General features: G+C 62.8%; 11 protein-coding genes. 5 read left to right on the top strand and 6 right to left on the bottom strand.

The annotated features are described in order from the left end of the window. Window positions 1–414: 414 nt before the first annotated feature. Window positions 415–2,784, top strand: a complete 2,370-nt coding sequence (locus NP503_RS13825; RefSeq protein ID WP_127270072.1) for a DUF1989 domain-containing protein — start codon at window positions 415–417, stop codon at window positions 2,782–2,784. Window positions 2,785–3,169: 385 nt separating this feature from the next. After that, window positions 3,170–4,879: an APC family permease gene (locus NP503_RS13820; protein ID WP_127270074.1), complete on the top strand. Its 1,710-nt coding sequence runs from the start codon at window positions 3,170–3,172 to the stop codon at window positions 4,877–4,879. A 68-nt stretch (window positions 4,880–4,947) separates the two neighbouring features. Here NP503_RS13820 and NP503_RS13815 read toward each other — a convergent pair whose 3' ends face one another. From NP503_RS13815 to NP503_RS13800, 4 genes are all read right to left on the bottom strand, one after another. After that, a complete protein-coding gene (locus NP503_RS13815) occupies window positions 4,948–8,094 on the bottom strand; it encodes an efflux RND transporter permease subunit (RefSeq protein ID WP_127270076.1) in 3,147 nt (1,048 codons plus the stop codon). 199 nt (window positions 8,095–8,293) lie between these two features. Next, window positions 8,294–9,436 (bottom strand): efflux RND transporter periplasmic adaptor subunit, encoded by a 1,143-nt coding sequence (locus NP503_RS13810; RefSeq protein WP_127269134.1) that lies wholly within the window; start codon window positions 9,434–9,436, stop codon window positions 8,294–8,296. Window positions 9,437–9,487: 51 nt separating this feature from the next. Further along, on the bottom strand, window positions 9,488–10,093 hold the full coding sequence (locus tag NP503_RS13805) for a TetR family transcriptional regulator (protein ID WP_127269135.1): 606 nt from the start codon (window positions 10,091–10,093) through the stop codon (window positions 9,488–9,490). Window positions 10,094–10,280: 187 nt separating this feature from the next. Next, window positions 10,281–11,921, bottom strand: coding sequence for an acyl-CoA synthetase (locus NP503_RS13800; protein WP_127269136.1), 1,641 nt, complete (start codon window positions 11,919–11,921; stop codon window positions 10,281–10,283). A 187-nt stretch (window positions 11,922–12,108) separates the two neighbouring features. Between NP503_RS13800 and NP503_RS13795 the strand changes: the two genes are divergently transcribed. The 3 genes from NP503_RS13795 to NP503_RS13785 all read left to right on the top strand — a co-directional run bounded on the left by NP503_RS13795 (window position 12,109) and on the right by NP503_RS13785 (window position 16,223). Beyond that, window positions 12,109–13,074: a sugar-binding transcriptional regulator gene (locus NP503_RS13795; protein ID WP_127270079.1), complete on the top strand. Its 966-nt coding sequence runs from the start codon at window positions 12,109–12,111 to the stop codon at window positions 13,072–13,074. A 90-nt stretch (window positions 13,075–13,164) separates the two neighbouring features. Beyond that, window positions 13,165–15,219 (top strand): bifunctional aldolase/short-chain dehydrogenase, encoded by a 2,055-nt coding sequence (locus NP503_RS13790; protein WP_127270081.1) that lies wholly within the window; start codon window positions 13,165–13,167, stop codon window positions 15,217–15,219. Between the two features lie 137 nt (window positions 15,220–15,356). Continuing rightward, window positions 15,357–16,223 carry an alpha/beta fold hydrolase gene (locus tag NP503_RS13785; RefSeq protein WP_127270083.1) on the top strand — a complete coding sequence of 289 codons (867 nt, stop codon included), beginning with the start codon at window positions 15,357–15,359 and terminating at the stop codon, window positions 16,221–16,223. A gap of 218 nt (window positions 16,224–16,441) precedes the next feature. On the opposite strand, the gene NP503_RS13780 is transcribed toward NP503_RS13785, so the two are convergent. Together NP503_RS13780 and NP503_RS13775 are read right to left on the bottom strand one after the other, a co-directional pair. Next, the gene (locus tag NP503_RS13780) at window positions 16,442–17,494 is read right to left on the bottom strand and encodes a substrate-binding domain-containing protein (protein ID WP_023808755.1); all 1,053 of its coding nucleotides are present in this window, start codon (window positions 17,492–17,494) and stop codon (window positions 16,442–16,444) included. A gap of 50 nt (window positions 17,495–17,544) precedes the next feature. Next, a complete protein-coding gene (locus NP503_RS13775) occupies window positions 17,545–18,540 on the bottom strand; it encodes an ABC transporter permease (protein WP_127270087.1) in 996 nt (331 codons plus the stop codon). Window positions 18,541–18,596 lie beyond the last annotated feature (56 nt).

The raw sequence follows: 18,596 nt of genomic DNA, 5'->3' as shown, positions 1-18,596 counted from the left end.
GGCGCTGGCGCGAAAACTCCTCGTCATTCTCAATGCAAAAGCACGCGATGCGCGCATGGAGTTCGCCAATGCAACTTGACACCACAGATAGTCGCTCATTGCCCTGCCGGGCATTTCTCCCCGTAAACGGGGAGAAAGAAGCTGGACCGCAAAGCCGGCACTTTTTTGCACCGTTGGCGATTGGCGAAACCGATGAGGACAGCGTCCTTCGCCCCGTTCACGGGGAGAAGATGCCGGCAGGCAGATGAGGGGCAGCGCCGACGCTCCGAAGGCGAGGCGGAGTGGCGAGTTCAAGCCCGAGCGATTGCACCGACGGTCAAGCTCCGCCTTGCCAAACCCAACCAGGCTGCCTATTCTTACCGCTAAAATAATTTCACACACAGGCAAACTTGTTTCTCGAACCGCAAGGCTGAAATGAGCCAGTCGCCCTACCCCGCAATTGCTGCCGGACCGCCGCGGCCGAGCCTCATCCTGAGGCCCGGCCAGATCGCGCTGCCGCCGGGCATGGAGCGTTATACGATCCATGGCAATGGCGCGGTGCTCATCGATATCGAGGCCGGCGACACGATCACCGTGCGCAATGTCGAGGGCGGCCAGGCCTGCGAGTTGCTGGCTTGGGACAGGAGCGGCGCGACCGATCCCGGCATTTTTGGTGAAGCATCGAACAGCAACGCTGCCGGCATCAAGGCGCTGCTCATAGAGGGTGACGACAGTCTCGCCTCGCTGCGAGGCGGGCTCGCGCGCCGGCAGGTGCAGCTTGACCATGCCAAGGCCGTGCGGGTGTTCGGCGCCACTACGCCTGCCGGTACAGAACAAACATTCACGGTCACGCGTGACGGCTCGCTGATCATCGCCGCGCCCGGTGGACCGATGCTGGTCGATGGCCACGACACGGCGACGCCGCTGACTGCCATCGTTCGCCGCGCCACGATCCGCCCGGCGGCGAAATCGCTACTGGCCGATCCGCTGGCCGACCCGGTGCTCGATTTGCGTGTCCATTCGGCGACGGCGGAGGCCTATTTCGTCAAGGCCGGCGACTATCTCCAGATCATCGATGTCGACGGGCGCCAGTGCACCGATTTCCAGTGCTTTTCGGCGCGCAAGCTGGACAGGGGACTGGATCATCCGCTCGACGTGACGACGACGCGCACGCTGATGGGTGCAAGCTACCCGATGCCCGGCCTGCATTCCAAATACTACGACCAGGACATGGAGCCGCTGGTCGAGGTTATCCAGGACACATGCGGCCGGCACGACGCCTTCGCGCTCGCCTGCGCGGCCAAATATTACGACGACATCGGCTATCCCGGCCACACCAACTGCTCGGAGAATTTCAACGGCGCTCTGGCCGGCAAGGGCGTCAATCCCCGCGCGGGCTGGATGGCGATCAACTTCTTCTTCAACACGGCGATCGACGCGCATGGCGTCATGGTGTCCGACGAGCCGTGGTCGCGGGCGGGTGACTATGTGCTGCTCAGGGCGCTCACCGACATCGTCTGCGTGTCCTCCGCCTGCCCCGACGACACGACGCCGGCCAATGGCTGGAACCCGACCGACATCCATGTGCGGACCTATTCCGGCCAGCACAAATTCTCGCGAGCGATCGCCAGACGCATGACGCCCGATTCGGAACCGAAAATGACCCGCGAGACAGCTTTTCATTCGAGCTTTGCCAAGCACACCCGCAACTTCGGCGAGTACAGGGGCTATTGGCTCGCCAATTCCTTCGCCAAGGACGGGCCGATCGCGGAATACTGGGCCTGCCGGCAGGACGCGGTGATCATGGACCTGTCGCCGCTGCGCAAGTTCGAGGTTACCGGCCCGGATTCCGAGGCGCTGCTGCAATACACGCTGACCCGCGACGTCAAGAAGCTTGGCGTCGGCCAGGTGGTCTATTCGGCCATGTGCTACGAGCATGGCGGCATGATCGACGACGGCACCCTGCTGCGGCTCGGCAAGGACAATTTCCGCTGGGTCGGCGGTGACGATCTGTCCGGCGAATGGCTGCGCGAGACGGCGACGAAGCTCGGCCTCAACGTGCTGGTGCGCTCGTCGACCGACCAGATGCACAACGTCGCCGTCCAGGGTCCGAAGAGCCGCGACATCCTGCGAGAAGTGATCTGGACTTCGCCATTGCAGCCGTCGATCGACGAGCTCGAATGGTTCCGCTTCGCCGTCGCCCGCATTGGTGGCGGCAACGGCATTCCGGTCGTCGTCTCGCGCACCGGCTATACCGGCGAACTCGGCTACGAGATCTGGTGCCATCCGCGCGACGCCGAAAAGGTGTTCGACGCCATCTGGGAAGCCGGCCAGCCGCATGGGCTGAAGCCGATGGGGCTGCAGGCGCTGGACATGGTGCGCATCGAGGCCGGGCTGATCTTCGCCGGCTACGAATTCTCCGACCAGACCGATCCGTTCGAGGCCGGCATCGGCTTCACCGTGCCGCTGAAGAGCAAGACCGACGATTTCATCGGCCGCGAGGCGCTGATCCGCCGCAAGGAGCACCCGCAGACGAAGCTGGTCGGCCTCGACATCGACGCCAATGTCGACGTCGGCCATGGCGATTGCGTGCATGTCGGCCGCGCCCAGATCGGCGTGGTCACGTCGGGCATGCGCTCGCCGGTGTTGAACAAGACCGTCGCGCTGGCCAGGCTCGACGTCACCCATTCGGCTGTCGGTACCGAGGTCGAGATCGGCAAGCTCGACGGCCATGCCAAACGGCTGCTGGCGCGCGTCGTCGCCTTCGCCCACTACGATCCGCAAAAGATCAAACCACGCTCCTGACGGCCTTCCTCCGAAGACAGTGAGGCCGTGCTGGCAGCCTGATAGGAATTTTTTCTTGACCTGCTGAGGGCAGCTATGCTACATATTCGTCCATGGTGCTGATTTGCGCCGGGACCCGCCTCCGGCGGGTTTTTCGTTTCCAGACCCCTGGTCCTTTTCCGAACAATCCTGCCCGCCAGTGTGAAGCTGACATGTTTCGCAAGCGTGATGTGCACGGCGCGACAATTCGCTTGACGTGAAAGCGCGCCGGATCAATCTTCACTCCTAAGAAAAAAATACGACTGAGTGGAAACACCAGCAGTCGATCAATGCATGCGTCGATGGTGAGCCTAGCGAAGCCGCGGCGGTCACGAACGGGGAACATCAAAATGGGGAACAGAGACATATGAGCACGATAACGACTGTCCTGGAGCCGCTTGCCGAAGGCAAGTTGCACCGAAATATCGACTGGCGCGGCGCCTTCTGGGTGGCGAGCGGCGTGCCTGCCCTCGTCCTGTTCTCGATCGGCGGCATTGCCGGCACGACCGGCACGCTGGCCTTCGCGATCTGGATCTTCTCCATGATCATGGGCTTCCTGCAATCCTTCACCTATGCCGAAATCGCCGGCCTGTTTCCGAACAAGTCGGGCGGCGCGTCGATCTACGGCGCCACCGCTTGGCTGCGCTATTCCAAGTTCATCGCGCCGCTGTCGGTCTGGTGCAACTGGTTCGCCTGGTCGCCGGTGCTGTCGCTCGGCTGCTCGATCGCCGCAGCTTATATCCTCAACGCGTTGGCGCCGGTGCCGCTGTTCACCGATGCCTCGCCCGAAGTCGTCGCCTATATCGCCGCGCATGCCGGGACGAGTGCTGCCGACGCCATCACGGCGGTGACCACCGCGGCAACGCCGGTGATCCGCAACTGGACGCTCTACAGCCACACGCTGGGGCCGGTCTCGTTCACCCTCAACGCGACCTTCTTCATCGGCGCGGTGCTGATGCTGATCATCTTCGCCATCCAGCATCGCGGCATCCTCGGCACTGCCAACGTGCAGAAATATATCGGCCTGCTGGTCATCATCCCGATGCTGATCGTCGGCGTCGTGCCGATCGTCACCGGCCAGATCAACTGGGCGAATTTTTCGCCGCTGGTGCCGCTGGCGGCAGCCTACGCGCCCGAGCCCGGCGCCTGGAACATTGCCGGCTGGACGCTGGTGCTTGGCGGCATGTTCATCGCCGCCTGGTCGACCTACGGCTTCGAGACCGCCGTCTGCTACACCTCGGAGTTCAAGAACCCGGGCACCGACACGTTCAAGGCCATCTTCTATTCCGGCCTTTTGTGCATGCTGCTGTTCATCCTGGTGCCGTTCACCTTCCAGGGCGTGCTTGGCCTCAACGGCATGCTGGCGACACCGATCGTCGACGGCTCCGGTGTCGCCGACGCGCTGGCCGGCATGGTCGGCGGCGGGGCGCTGATCCACAGCCTCTTGGTGATGCTGATGATCCTGGCTCTGGTTCTGTGCATCATGACGGCCATGGCCGGCTCTTCACGCACGCTCTACCAGGGCTCGGTCGATGGCTGGCTGCCGCGCTATCTCAGCCATGTCAACGAACATGGCGCGCCGACGCGGGCAATGTGGACCGATCTCGTCTTCAACCTGATCGTGCTGGCCATCGCCTCTGCCGACGCGACGAGCTTCTTCTTCATCCTCGCCGTGTCGAACTGCGGCTATATCATCTTCAACTTCCTCAACCTCAATGCCGGCTGGATCCACCGCATCGACAACGGCCATATCGCCCGGCCTTGGAAAGCACCGAGCTGGTTGCTCGGCGTCGGCGCGATCTTCGCCTATGTCAACATGATCTTCATGGGCGCGGGAGCCAAAGTTTGGAACCCGATGGCGCTGTGGGCCGGCCTGATCACGGCAGCCCTGATCATCCCGGTGTTCTGCTTCCGCCATTACATCCAGGACAAGGGCAAGTTCCCCGACCACATGCTGGCCGATCTCGGCATGACGGGGGCCGACCTCTCGGTCAAAAAGGCGGGCATACTGCCCTACCTGACCCTGGTCGCCGGCGTGGTGGTGATGCTGCTCGCCAACTGGTTCTTCGTCATCTGACCTCGTAAAAGTGAAAAGGATCGGGCGCGCTTCGGCGCGCCCGATCCTTTTCGACTGGCGTGATCGGTCTATTCGGCGGCCAGCGCCAGTTGCGGCTTTTCGGCTTCCTGGCTCAGTTCCAGATCGTCGGTCCGCCCCTCCGCCCCGCGCTTCTTCGGCTCCCGGCCGAAGAACAGGGCGTAGCCGGCAGGCAGGACCAGGATGGTCAGCACCGTGGCAACGAGGATGCCGCCCATCATGGCGTAGGCGAGCGGACCCCAGAAGACGCCGCGCGAGATCGGGATCAGCGCCAGCACCGCCGTCAGCGCCGTCAGCGTGATCGGCCGGAAACGGCGAACGGCCGAACCGATGATCGCCTCGTAGCGGTCCATGCCCGCGGCGATGTCCTGGTCGATCTGGTCGACCAGGATGATCGAGTTGCGCATGATGATGCCGAGCAGCGCGATGACGCCGAGAATGGCGACAAAGCCGAACGGCGCGCCGCTGATCAAGAGTGCCGCGGCAGCACCGATAATGCCAAGCGGACCGGTCGCCAGCACCAGCATCGCCTTGCCGAAGTTCTGCAGCTGGATCATCAAAAGCACGACGATGACGGCCAGCATGATCGGCGCCTTGGCGGCGATCGAAGCCTGGCTTTCCGCCGAATCCTCCGCACCGCCCTGGATCTCGACCTTGTAACCTGGCGCCAATCCGTCACGCAGGCCCTGCATATCCTTGTACAGTTTGGTGACGACGTCATTGGACTGCACGCCGTCGGGCAGCGTTGCCCGCACACTGATGGTCGGCAGACGGTCGCGGCGCCACTCGATGCCTTGCTCCAGCACCGGCACCACCTTGGCAACCTGCGACAGCGGCACGAAGCCACCGAAGTCGGTCGGGATATAGACCGAGTCGACCGAGGACAGCAGGCTGCGGCTGGCATCCGGCTCGCGGGCGACGATGGACACCGTCTCCTCGCCGTCGCGGAAGTCGTCGAGCGGCGCGCCGGACATCGCCGCCTGCAGCATCTGGCGGATGCGCTGCGAGGTGACGCCGAGTGCGCGGGCACGATCCTGATCGATGACCAGCTTCATCGCCGGAACCGGCTCCAGCCAGTCATCATGCACGGCGCCAAGCAGCGGATCCTCACGGAACTTCGCCTTCACCTGGTCGGCGATGCGGCGCACCTCCTGGCGATCCGGCCCCATGACGCGCATCTGCACCGGCCAGCCGGTCGGCGGGCCGAGGAACAGACGATCGACCTTGGCACGGATGGATGGGAAGTCTTCAGCCAGAACGGTGCGCAACTTGACGATCAGCCGTTCGCGGGCCGGTTCGTCATTGGCCATGACGAGCAGCTGGGCAAAGTTGGGGTTGCTCAGCTGCTGGTCCAGCGGCAGGAAGAAGCGCGGCGCGCCTTCGCCGATATAGGTGGCGATGAAACGCTTGTCCTTGTCGTCCATCATCTTGGTTTCGAGCGCCTTGGCCTGCGCCTCGACTTCCTTGATGCTGGTGCCTTCCGGCAGCCAAAGGTCGACGAGGATTTCCGGCCGCGACGATTGCGGGAAGAAGTTCTGCGGAATGAACTGGAAAGCCCACAGGCTGGTGCCGAAGGTGACCAGCGTCATCACCAGGACGATGATGCGATGGCGCACGGCCCAGCTGACGGTAGCACGAAGCCGGCGGTAGAAACGCGTGTCGAAGACATCGTGATGGCTGCCGGCATGCTTGCGCTGCTTGAGGATCATGTTGCCGAGCCATGGCGTGAAATAGACCGCGACGAACCAGGAGACGATCAGCGCGATGCCGACGACATAGAACAGGGTGCGGACATATTCGCCGGCGGTCGAGGCCGCGAAGCCGACCGGAATGAAGCCGGCTGTGGTGATCAGCGTGCCGGTCAGCATCGGGAAGGCGGTCGAGGAATAGGCAAAACTCGCCGCCTCGACCTTGACCATCCCCTCCTCCAGCTTGCGCTCCATCATCTCGACGACGATCATCGCGTCGTCGACCAGAAGACCGAGCGCGATGATCAGCGCGCCGAGCGAGATGCGCTGCAGGTCGATGCCGAGTTCGTACATGATGGCGAAGGTCGCAGCCAGCACCAGCGGGATGGCGATGGCGATGACCAGGCCAGAACGCCAGCCTATCGACAGGAACGAGACGACGAGCACGATCAGCAACGCTTCGCCGAGCGCATGCATGAACTCGGCCACCGCATCGGTGACGACGCCCGGCTGGTCGGAGATCTGGTCGACCGCAACGCCGTAGGGCAGCGCCTCTTCGAAGCGCTTGTAGGTGGCCTCGACATCCTTGCCGACGTCGGTAACCTTGAAGCCCTTGGCCATGACGACGCCCAACTGCACGCTGTCGTGACCGTTGAAGCGGTATTTGCGCTGGAACGGATCTTCCAGCCCCGAGGTCACCGTGGCGATGTCGCCCAGCCTTGTGACCTGGCCGCCGGCGCGCAGGCGCAGGTTCCGGATATCCTCGACCTTGCCGACATCGCCCTCGACGGAGATGCGTACCGAGTTGGTGCCGGTATCGACGGAGCCGGCCGGGTCGACATTGTTCTGTCCCTTGATCGCATTCTGCAGATCGGTCAGCGTCAGGCCGCGTTCGGCCAGGGCCTTGGACGAGACGTCGACATAGAGCTTTTCCGGCTGGTCGCCGATGATGACGGCCTTCTCGACGCCGGGCGTCGTCAAAAGCATGTCGCGCGCCTGGATGGCGAACTTCTTCAGTTCGGGATAGCTGAAGCCGTCGCCGCTGATCGAATGCAAGGTGATGAAGGTGTCGCCGAACTCGTCGTTGAAATACGGGCCGAGCAGGCCCTGCGGCAGGTCGCCCTGGATATCGCCCACCTTCTTGCGCACCTGGTAGAACGCGTCGGTCACCTCGGCGGTGTTGGTGTCGCCCTTGATCTGCACGGTGATGATGGCGCTGCCGGCGCGGGTGAAGGAGCGCACGAAATCGAGATGCGGCGTTTCCTGCAGCTTGCGTTCGATCTTGTTGACGACCTGGTCTTCCATCTCCTTGATCGAGGAGCCCGGCCAGATCGCCTGGACGACCATGATCCGGAAGGTGAAATCGGGATCTTCCTTCTGGCCCATACGCATCAGGCCGAGCGCGCCGGAAATGATGATCAGGCCGAACAGGAACCGCGCAATGGCGGGATGGCCGATTGCCCAGCGCGACAGGTTGAAGGGCCGCTTCTCTTCCGTGGAATTGGTCATCGACGCTGGTCCATCTATCTAGCGCAACAAAATCGAGGGTTCATAGTGGCTTCCGGGCGGCAAGGCTCTCCGAGCGGAGAAGCACTCATCGCGGTGGGACGCGAGATCGATGTGGGGGTTACATCAATCGAGCGTCTCGGTCGGGCGCCTGCCGCCCGGAAACCAACGACTGCGGGAACGCGCAGCCGGTTGTCTGTCGTCAGCGCACCTGCTTGGCGTCGCCGTCTGCCGCGGATGCCGATTGCAGCGCCGCATCACCAGCGAGCTTCACCTTCAGGTTTTCGGTCATGAATTGCGTGCCGGCGGCGACCACGACATCGCCGGGTTTCAAACCCTCTGCGACACGCACGCCATCGGCGGCGAACTCGGCAACCTTGATCGGACGGGCATGAACGGTGTCGGCGCCACGATCGACGGTCCAGACGATCGATTGGGTGCCTTGCTCGGCCAATGCGCTCAGCGGGATCGAGACCAGCTGCCGCTCATTGGCCGCCGAGGCTTCGATGCTGGCGGTCATGCCGAGCAGCACACGCGGATCGTTTGGCAGGCTGACGCGGACGGCAAAGGTGCGTGACTGCGGATCGGCGCTACCGGCGACTTCGCGGACCTTGCCATCGAGCGCCAGCGCATCGTCGGACCAGAAGCCCGCCTTGACTGCCTTGCCCGGCCTGAATTCGGCGATTTCCATTTCGGGGACGGCGATCAGCACTTCCTTCTCGCCGTCGACGGCGACAGTGACAACCGGCGTACCGGAACCGACGACCTGACCGACGTCGGCACTGACCGTGGTGACGATGCCATCCCTGTCGGCCTTGAGATCGGTATAGCCGACCTGGTTCTTCGCCTGTGCAAGTGTCGAAAGGGCGGAATCACGCGTGGCGACCGCTTGGTCATAGGTCAAGGTCGCCTGTTCGAGCTGTGATTTCGGGGCAAAATTCTTGGCAAAAAGCTGCTCGGCTCGCTTGCGGGCAAGCTCCACAGTCTCGACCTGCCGCTCGGCGGCATCGAGCGCTGCCTGCGCGCTCTTGACCGAGAGGTCGTAGTCAATGGGATCGATGCGGGCGAGCACATCGCCCGCGGCCACATGCTGGCCGATATCGACGAGGCGCTCGGTGATCTTGCCATTGACGCGGAACGCCAGAGCGCTCTCGGTGCGGGCTCGCACCGAGCCGGAATAGGAGAGCGTGCGGGTGTCGTGCACCTTCGCGATCTCGACAACCTTGACGGGACGGATGATATCCTTGACTTCGGCTTTTTCCTGGCTGCAGCCGGCAAGCCCGAGAGTGGCGACGATCAGGCCGGCAACTGGCAGCTTGCGAAGGATGGAATTGGACAAAGACATCTTGGTACTCCGACTGGAGATGAATGGTCGACAACCGGCTGGCGGGGGCTATTACTTCAGAGCTCTGATCGCATAGTCGATCAGATCGTCGGGCATCGCCCGGTTGGTCTTGGCAAGGCACTGCGCAACCATTTGCGGATGGCACAGGATGACCGTTGCGGCACCGAAGCAGCGCGACGCGGTCACCGGGTCCTGTTGTCTGAACTCACCGGCCTCGATGCCGTCGCGGATCACCTCCGCAAACAGGTCGTGAATGCTGTCGACATGCTTGTCGATCACACTCCAGTCCCGTTCGAGGGCGACGATGACCATCTCGTGGACCTTCTGGTCGTCGAGCATGACCTCCATCGTCATCTTGTATTGCGCATGCACGTAACGCCGAAGCCGCTCCTCGGCGCTGATCGGCAGGCGCGAAATCTCGTAGGCCATCTTGTAGCTGGCGCCGAGCATACGGCCGCAGACGGCCTGGTGGATTTCGACCTTGGAGGCGAAGAAACGGTAGATGTTGGCGGGCGACATGCCGAGCTCACGCGCGATGTCGGCGACATTGGTCTTGCCGTAGCCATAGTGCCGGAACAGGCGCTCGGCGCAATCGAGAATGCGCGTTACATTTTCCTGTCGGGCGGCTTCGGCGACTATGGTGGCGGCTTCGGACATGATCCTCTATCGATTTACGAGTGATGAATTTCGATTTTCGTCACTCGTAAATTGAAAAGAGCGACCTGTCAATGCGGATTCGGTGTACACGTACGAATGATGACAGATGGTGACAGGGAACCGACGAAAGTCGCGGAGGCTTTGCCCAATCGCAAAGGTCGTAACTGGAGGAGAGCAGCGACGAGGCTTAAGTCCCCCTCGCCATCTCGCGCAACCGGAATTTCTGGATCTTGCCGGTCGAGGTCTTCGGGATTTCGGCGAAGATGACCGCCTTCGGCACCTTGAACCGGGCAAGCAGCGCGCGGCAATGATCGATGATCTCGGCTTCGGTCGCGGCCTTGCCGGGCTTCAGCTCGACATAGGCAACAGGCACCTCGCCCCATTTGTCGTCGGGCCTGGCGACGACGCCGCAAGAGGCAACCGACGGGTGCTTGTAGAGCGCGTCCTCGACCTCGATAGAGGAAATGTTCTCGCCACCGGAGATGATGATGTCCTTGGAGCGGTCCTTGAGCTGGATGTAGCCATCGGGGTGCATGACGCCGAGATCGCCGGAGTGGAACCAGCCGCCGGCGAAGGCCTCGTCGCTCGCCTTGCGGTTCTTCAAATAGCCTTTCATGACGATGTTGCCGCGGAACATGACCTCGCCGATGGTCTCACCATCGGCCGGTGTGGTCCGCATCGTCTCGGGGTCCATGACGGTCAGGCCTTCGAGCGCCGCATAGCGCACGCCCTGCCGCGCCTTCCTGGCACTGCGCTCGCCCTTTTCGAGATCATCCCAAGCGCCATGCCATTCGTTGACGACCGCCGGACCATAGGTCTCGGTCAGGCCGTAGAGGTGGGTGACGGCAAAGCCGGCATCGGCCATCCCCGACAGCACCGCTTCCGGTGGCGGAGCTGCCGCGGTGTTGAAGGTGACAGTCTGCGGGAATTCGCGCTTGTCCTCCTCCCTGGCATTGATCAGCACCGACATGACGACCGGGGCGCCGCACAGATGGGTGACGCCGTGATCGGCAATCGCATCGTAGATCGGCTTCGGCCGCACCCAGCGCAGGCAGACATGGGTGCCGGCCTGGACAGCGAGCGTCCAGGGAAAGCACCAGCCATTGCAGTGGAACATCGGCAGCGTCCAGAGATAGACGGCGTGCTTGGCCATGCCCGCATGAATGGTGTTGGTGTAGGCCATCAGCGCGGCACCGCGATGGTGGTAGACGACGCCCTTCGGATTGCCTGTCGTTCCGGAAGTGTAGTTGAGCGAGATGGCGTCCCACTCATCGTCGGGCATCGACCAAGCGAAATCCTCGGCGCCGCCTGCAACAAACGCCTCATAGTCCAGCGTGCCAACCCGCTCGCCCTTCGGATACGGCGCGTCGTCGGCGTATTCGGGATCATCATAGTCGATGACCAGCGGCTTGACCTTGGCCAGTTCCAGGGCCTGCCTGACAACGCCGGAGAATTCGCGGTCGACGATCAGCACCTTGGTCTCGGCATGATCGAGCTGGAAGGCGATGACCGCGGCATCGAGGCGGGTGTTGAGCGAATGCAGCACCGCCTTGGTCATCGGCACGCCGAAATGCGCCTCCAGCATCGGCGGCGTGTTTGACAGCATGACGGTGACGGTGTCGCCCTTGCCGATGCCGCGCCTGTCGAGCGCCGAGGCAAGCTTCAGCGACCGCTGCCAGAAGGTGCGATAGTCGATACGCTGGTGGCCATGAATGATGGCGAGATGGTCGGGATAGGTCTTGGCCGCGCGCTCAAGATAGGTGAGCGGTGTCAGCGGTTGATGGTTGGCCGCGTTCTTGTCGAGATCCTGTTCGTAAGGACTGCCCATCCCATGCTCCCCGATTTCTTTCAGACGTTCTAGTCATAGGCTCGGTCCGCGTCACCACAAACGATGCCACGACAGAGCGCATTCGGCGCAATGATGAACCAGATTCAGCGTAAGCGGGAGTATCGCATACCTCTGCCCAGTTTGACTTTTGTCGAGAGCCGTGAATAATGTCAGCCGAGGAGACGGCATGGCGATCCGACCGGCAGAACAACTCATCCACAAGGCCGCCTGGCTCTACTATGCCCATGGCCTGCGGCAGGACCAGGTGGCGAGCCAGCTTAACATTTCCCGTGCCTCGGTCGCCATGTATCTGCGCAAGGCGCGCGAGACCGGCATCGTCAACATCTCGACTTCGACCCAGCTTTTCACCGACGACGTGCTGGCGCGCAAGCTCGAGGATGCGTTGAGCCTCGACGCCGTCTGGATCGCACCGGAGAATGATCATATTGCCGACCCGTCGACGGAAATCGCCGTGCTGGCGGCAAGCGTCTTTCTCGAACTGGTCAAGAAGGGCGACCGCATCGGCGTCGCCTGGGGCCGCACCGTCTATATGATCGCCGACGTGATGTCCTATGCCGATCTGCAGGATGTCACAGTGGTGCAGCTCTGCGGCAATCTCGGCGCACCCTATTCCTATCGCCCCGACCAATGCACCATGGAGATCGCCCGGCGGCTCAACGCCAAGGGGCTCAATTTCTACGCGCCGCTGGTGCTGTCGACGGAAGAACTCGCGCGGGCGCTGCGTGCCGAGCCGGTGATCCGGGAACAATTGTCGGGTGTCAGCGAATGCGACCTGGCGTTATACTCGGTCGGCGCGGTCGACGCCGACAGCCATCTGGTCAAATGCGGCGCGCTGACGCCAAGAGAAATGGCGGATCTGCGCAGCCAAGGCGCTGCCGGCGTGATTGCCGGGCAGATCATAGACGCCGAAGGCAAGGTGCTCGGCTGCAGTTATAACCGCCGGGTGATCTCCGCCGAGCTTGCCTCGCTGCGCGCCATCGCCAGGCGTTTGGTGGTGGTGCAGGAGGACAGCAAGTTCGAACCGCTGCTCGCGGCGATCGCGGGCGGCCTTTGCACGCATCTGGTGGTCGGCGCGCACATGGCGCAGCGGCTCCTGGATCATGCGGCTGCCACGACAGAAAAGGCCTCCTAGAAATCCTCCTCTCCGCCGCCGGCGCATTGTCATCAAAGCGTCGCGGCAATCCTGTTTCACCATCAAAACAAACAACCGGACGAAGCGAACATGAACAATTTGTGGAATGACGAAACAGCCGAAAAACTCGTCGCCGACTACGCGAAAAAGGGTGTCGGCCGCGACCTGGCGCTGCGCGTCTACACGACCCGGCTGCTCGGCGGCGAACCACGGCTGGTCCTGCATGGCGGCGGCAACACCTCTTGCAAGACGACGGCAACCGACCTCGTCGGCGACCAGTGGGACGTGCTGTGCGTCAAGGGCAGCGGCTGGGACATGGGCATCATCGAGCCGCAGGGCCTGCCGGCCGTCAAGCTCAAGCCGCTGCTCAAGGCGCGCGCGCTGAACAGGCTGGCCGACGAGGACATGGTTGCCCTGCAACGCGTCAACCTCATCGATCCGTCCTCGCCCAACCCGTCGGTCGAGACGCTGCTGCATGCCTTCCTGCCGCACAAATTCGTCGACCACACGCACTCGACCGCCATCCTCGCCATCGTCGACCAGGAGGACTCCAAGCCGCTGGTGAAGACGGTGTTCGGCAGCAAGATGGGTTACGTGCCTTACATCATGCCCGGCTTCGACCTCGCCAAGGCGGCCGCAGATATCTTCGACGCCGACCCTGATGTCGAAGGCCTGATCCTCGACAAGCACGGCATTTTCACCTTCGGCGACGACGCCAAACAGGCCTACGACCGGATGATCCATTATGTGAATGTCGCCGAGGACTTCATTGCCGCAAGCGGCAAGCCGAAGGCGGCAAAGGCAGCCTTGCCGGCAAAGCTCGCGACACCGGCGTCGATCGCGCCGATGCTGCGTGGTGCGGTGGCGGTAGCGCGCGGCGGAGGCCGCTTCGACCGCATGATCAGCGATTTCCGCACTTCGCCGGCAATTGTCGATTTCATCAATTCGGCTGAGATCGCCGACTATGCCGGACGCGGCGTGTCGACACCGGATCTGTCGATCCGCATCAAGACCGGCCCAATGGCGCTGCCGGCGCCCGATGCTGACAAGGCCGGTGACTACAAGGTGGCAATCAAGAGCCATGTCGACGCGTTCGCCAAGGATTATCGCGCCTATTTCGAAACCAATGATGCGCTCGACGACGTCAAGCGCACCATGCTCGACCAGATGCCGCGGCTGACGCTGGTGCCGGGCCTCGGCATGTTCGGCCATGGCCGCACGCTGAAGGACGCGAAGATCGCCTCGGATGTCGGCGAGATGTGGATCGAGGCGGTGCGCGGCGCCGAGGCGGTCGGCCGTTTCCACCCGCTCTCCAAGGCCGATCTGTTCCCGCTCGAATACTGGTCGCTGGAACAGGCCAAGCTCGCCTCCAACAAGCCGAAGCCACTGACTGGCCAGGTGGTGCTGATCACCGGCGGCGCCGGCGCGATCGGTGCAGCGACAGCCAAATTGTTCGCCGACAATGGCGCCCATGCCGTCGTCGTCGATCTCGACGCCGAAAAGGCTGCCGACGCGGCGAAGAAGGCCGGCAACAATTCGATCGGCGTCGCCGCCGACATCACCGACCCGGCGCAGGTGCGTGCCGCCTTCGACAGAGCGGTTGCCGTGTTCGGCGGTGTCGACATCCTGGTTTCCAATGCCGGCGCCGCCTGGGAAGGTCGCATCGGTGAGCTCGACGACGCGCTCCTGCGCAAGAGTTTCGAGCTCAATTTCTTCGCCCACCAATCGGTGGCGCAGAATGCGGTGCGCATCATGCTCGAGCAGGGCACAGGCGGCGTGCTTTTGTTCAACACCTCCAAACAGGCGGTCAACCCCGGCCCGAAGTTCGGCGCCTATGGCGTGCCGAAGGCGGCGACACTGTTCCTGTCCAGGCAGTACGCGCTTGACTATGGCGCGCATGGCATCCGCTCCAACGCCGTCAACGCCGACCGCATCCGCTCGGGGCTTCTGACCGACGCCATGATTGCCAGCCGTTCGGGCGCGCGGGGCGTGTCGGAGAAGGACTACATGTCCGGCAATCTGCTCGGCCAGGAAGTGACGGCGCAGGACGTGGCGCAGGCCTTCCTGCATCACGCGCTGGCCGACCGCACCACCGCCGATGTGACGACGGTCGACGGCGGGAATATCGCGGCAGCGCTGCGCTGACGTAGAGATCCGTCCAGACGAAAGGTGCGGTGCAACTCCGAAGCTTGCTCGAGAAGGGGCGGTTGGGAACTTTCGACCCGACCGACCATTGAGATCGAGCAAGGTCAAGCAGCTAAATTGTTGCCGGGAGTTCCCTCATGCCAACCGATGACTGGTCCCTGCCCGAACGCTTTATTTTTTCGGGTCACCCGATCGCATGGGGAGCGATCGGCGACGGCCCGCCGGCGGTCTTGCTTCATGGTACCCCGTTCTCGTCGGTGGAATGGCGGCGCATTGCAGCTTGGCTCGGGCAGCGGCGCCGGATCTACTATTTTGACATGCTCGGCTACGGGCAATCCGCCAAGCCCGACGCGGACGTGTCGCGCGGCATTCAAAACGAGTTGTTCGCGGCGCTCTACGCTCACTGGGAGCTGGAGTGGCCAGACATCGTGGCGCATGACTTCGGCGGCTCCGTCGCGTTGCGCGGCCACCTGCTCAATGGGCTCGATTATCGCTCTCTGGTGCTGATTGATCCGGTCGCGATCAGCCCTCAGGGATCGCCCTTGGTTCAAGCGGCAAAAGAACACGAGAAAGCGTTTGCCAGTCTGCCCGCCTATATCCATGAAGCCATGCTTCGCGCCTATATTGGCGGCGCTGTCGCGAACGCATTGCGCGCGGACGAAATGCAGCTCTATCTGCAGCCATGGCTTGGAGACGAGGGACAGAAGGCTTTTTGGCGTCAGATCGCACAGATGGACGACAAGTACAGTCGAGAGGTCGAGTGGCGATACGACGAGATACGTTGCCCTGTGACGATCCTGTGGGGTGAAGACGACGAGTGGATTCCGCTCGACGACGGGCGAGAACTCGCGCGCCGCATTCCCGGTGCGCCGTTCATCACGGTTCCAAATGCCAAACATCTCGTTCAGGAAGACGCGCCGGAGGCAATAATCTCGACTGTGCTCGACTTCTGGAACGACCAGCATCCTTCGGCCGCCGCGAAACCCCTGCTACAGCAACTCTAGAATGTGTTTCCAGGCCCTGGTTCCCAGCCTCGAATCAGCCTCGTCACTGCGGGCATCGAAACAAGGTTCCGGCGACGGCGCCGGACAGGTCTTCCTCGATTGCCGCCTGGACTTCCATATAAGCACCGTACCTTGGGCCGGAGCCTGGCGCCGGCTGCAGATATTCAGCAAAAGGCCGCCTGCAGCAAGCGGCTGCAGGCGGCCTTCGATAACGAAACCTACTTCGCGTTCGGGTTCGGCATCCAGGCCGGCATCGCGACATCGGCATGGGCGAACTGCGGCAGCTTGGCCGACAGGTCCTCCATGTTCTTGATGTCCTTGTCGATGAGGTCCTTCTGGGTGATCAGCGTCGGCGGCACGACGACGTTGTGGCCGGGGTCTTCACCGGCCAGCAACTGCGCCAGCGCACGCACCGAGACCTGGCCGACGACAGCCGGATTGGTCGCGGCGGTCGCGGCCCAGGCGCTGTCGGGCTCACGCATCGCAGCGATATCGGACGTCGAGATATCGGCCGAATAGATCTTGATGCCCTTGTTCAAGCCCGCTTCGTCGACGGCGATCTTCACGCCCTTGGCAAATTCGTCATAGGGAGCAAACATCACCTTGATGTCGGGATGCGCCGTCAGCACCGAACGCGCCTGGTTGGCGACTGAGTTGGCAATCGGATTGTCGAGCGTGCCGAACATCGCGACTTCCTTGATGCCGGCATACTTCTTCTTGACGTCGACCCAGGTCTCGTTGCGGCGGTCGAGCGGCGCGATGCCGGCGACATAGACATAGCCGGCATTCCAGCTTTCGCCATTGTCCTTGACCGCCTGCTCGAGGGCGAGGCGCGCCAAGTCGCGGTCGGACTGTTCGATCTGCGGGATCTTGGGATTCTCGACATTGACGTCGAACGCCACCACCTTGATGCCGGCGTCGACCGCACGCTGGGCGGCGTCCTTCATCGATTCCGTCAGGCCGTGCTGGATGATGATGCCCTGCACGCCAAGCGCGATGGCCTGATCGACCATGTCGGACTGAAGGGCGGCATCCTGGCGGCTGTCGAGGACACGCAGGTCGATGCCGAGCGCCTTCGACTGCGCCTCGACGCCCGACAGATAGGCCTGGAAGAAGTCGCCGGTCGAGAGATAACGCACCAGCGCGATCTTGACGCCGGGCTTGTCGAAAGGCGCCGGCTTGTCCGCGGCAAAAGCCGGGACCTGCATCAGCATGGTTGCGCCGGCCAATCCGAGCGCCACCTTCCCCAGAAGTCTTCTTGTAATGCTCACTTTGTTTTCCTCCACTCTTGTTGAACCCAAAATCCTGTTCCGGTCGAAAGCTACCTCCTGCCCCTGCCCGAAAGCGCAAAGGTGAAGACAAGGGCGACGACCAGAACCACGCCCTTGACGAAATCCTGCGTGTAGTAAGGCGCGTTCATCATCGTCAGGCCTTGCAGCAAGATGCCGACGAACAGCGCGCCGATGGCGGTGCCGAAGGCGTTCGGCTTGGCGGCACCTAGCACCGCGTAGCCGATCAGCGCCGCGGCGACCGCATCGAGCAGCAGATTATTACCCGAGGCGATGTCGCCGCGTCCAAGCCGGGCAGCGAGCAAAATGCCGCCGATCGAGGCAAAAACTCCTGAAATAACGTAGGCCCAGATCTTGTATGCCTTGACAGGCGCACCGGCGAGTTCGGCGGCGCGCTCATTGCTGCCCACGGCATACATCATGCGACCGAAACGTGTGTATTCGAGGAAGAACCAGATCAGCACGGCGAGCACGAGCAGGACCACCACCGACACCGGAATGAGGTTCGGGATGAAGAAATCGAAACGGTGGCGGCCGAGCGCCAGGAAGGCGTCGGAGAATTTGCCGCTGGCGACCGAACCGTCCGGCATGGTCATGCCGGTGGCGATCGAGCGGCCTTCGGTTGGAATGCGCTGCAGGCCGACGAGCAGGAACATCATGCCGAGCGTCGCCAGCAGATCGGGCACGCGCATGTAGACGATCAGCCAGCCATTGATCAGGCCGACAATTGCGCCGATGAGCAGGCAGACGACGACCGCGACAAGGGCGTTCTGCTCCAGCACCACCATCACATAGGCGGCCGCCATCATGGCTGACGTGGCGACGGAGCCGATCGAGAGATCAAAGCCGCCGACGACCAGCGTGGCGGTGACGCCGAGCGCCAGCACGCCGGTGATGGCGACCGACTGGAAGATGAAAACGGCACTTTGCGGCGAAACGAAACCGTCGGCGGCGATCGAGAAATAGGCGACGAGCCCGAACAAGAGCACGATGAACCCGTAGCGGATGGCGTGGTCGCGCAATGTCATCCGGCGCTCCCGCGCGCTGCTGCCGTCTTTATCCAATCCGAACCCATGCTCTCTCC

Source organism: Mesorhizobium sp. SEMIA396 (genome assembly GCF_024518615.1).
Lineage (GTDB): Bacteria > Pseudomonadota > Alphaproteobacteria > Rhizobiales > Rhizobiaceae > Mesorhizobium.
The sequence above is the reverse complement of the archived record's forward strand: the minus strand, read 5'-3'. Positions and strand labels throughout refer to the sequence as shown.

What these genes read in the sequence shown, in the direction of transcription:
- NP503_RS13825 (WP_127270072.1), top strand. Translation starts at nt 415, where the DNA reads ATGAGCCAGTCGCCCTACCCCGCAATTGCTGCCGGACCGCCGCGGCCG.
- NP503_RS13775 (WP_127270087.1), bottom strand. Translation starts at nt 18,540, where the DNA reads ATGACATTGCGCGACCACGCCATCCGCTACGGGTTCATCGTGCTCTTG.
- NP503_RS13790 (WP_127270081.1), top strand. Translation starts at nt 13,165, where the DNA reads ATGAACAATTTGTGGAATGACGAAACAGCCGAAAAACTCGTCGCCGAC.
- NP503_RS13820 (WP_127270074.1), top strand. Translation starts at nt 3,170, where the DNA reads ATGAGCACGATAACGACTGTCCTGGAGCCGCTTGCCGAAGGCAAGTTG.
- NP503_RS13805 (WP_127269135.1), bottom strand. Translation starts at nt 10,093, where the DNA reads ATGTCCGAAGCCGCCACCATAGTCGCCGAAGCCGCCCGACAGGAAAAT.
- NP503_RS13795 (WP_127270079.1), top strand. Translation starts at nt 12,109, where the DNA reads ATGGCGATCCGACCGGCAGAACAACTCATCCACAAGGCCGCCTGGCTC.
- NP503_RS13800 (WP_127269136.1), bottom strand. Translation starts at nt 11,921, where the DNA reads ATGGGCAGTCCTTACGAACAGGATCTCGACAAGAACGCGGCCAACCAT.
- NP503_RS13810 (WP_127269134.1), bottom strand. Translation starts at nt 9,436, where the DNA reads ATGTCTTTGTCCAATTCCATCCTTCGCAAGCTGCCAGTTGCCGGCCTG.
- NP503_RS13815 (WP_127270076.1), bottom strand. Translation starts at nt 8,094, where the DNA reads ATGACCAATTCCACGGAAGAGAAGCGGCCCTTCAACCTGTCGCGCTGG.
- NP503_RS13785 (WP_127270083.1), top strand. Translation starts at nt 15,357, where the DNA reads ATGCCAACCGATGACTGGTCCCTGCCCGAACGCTTTATTTTTTCGGGT.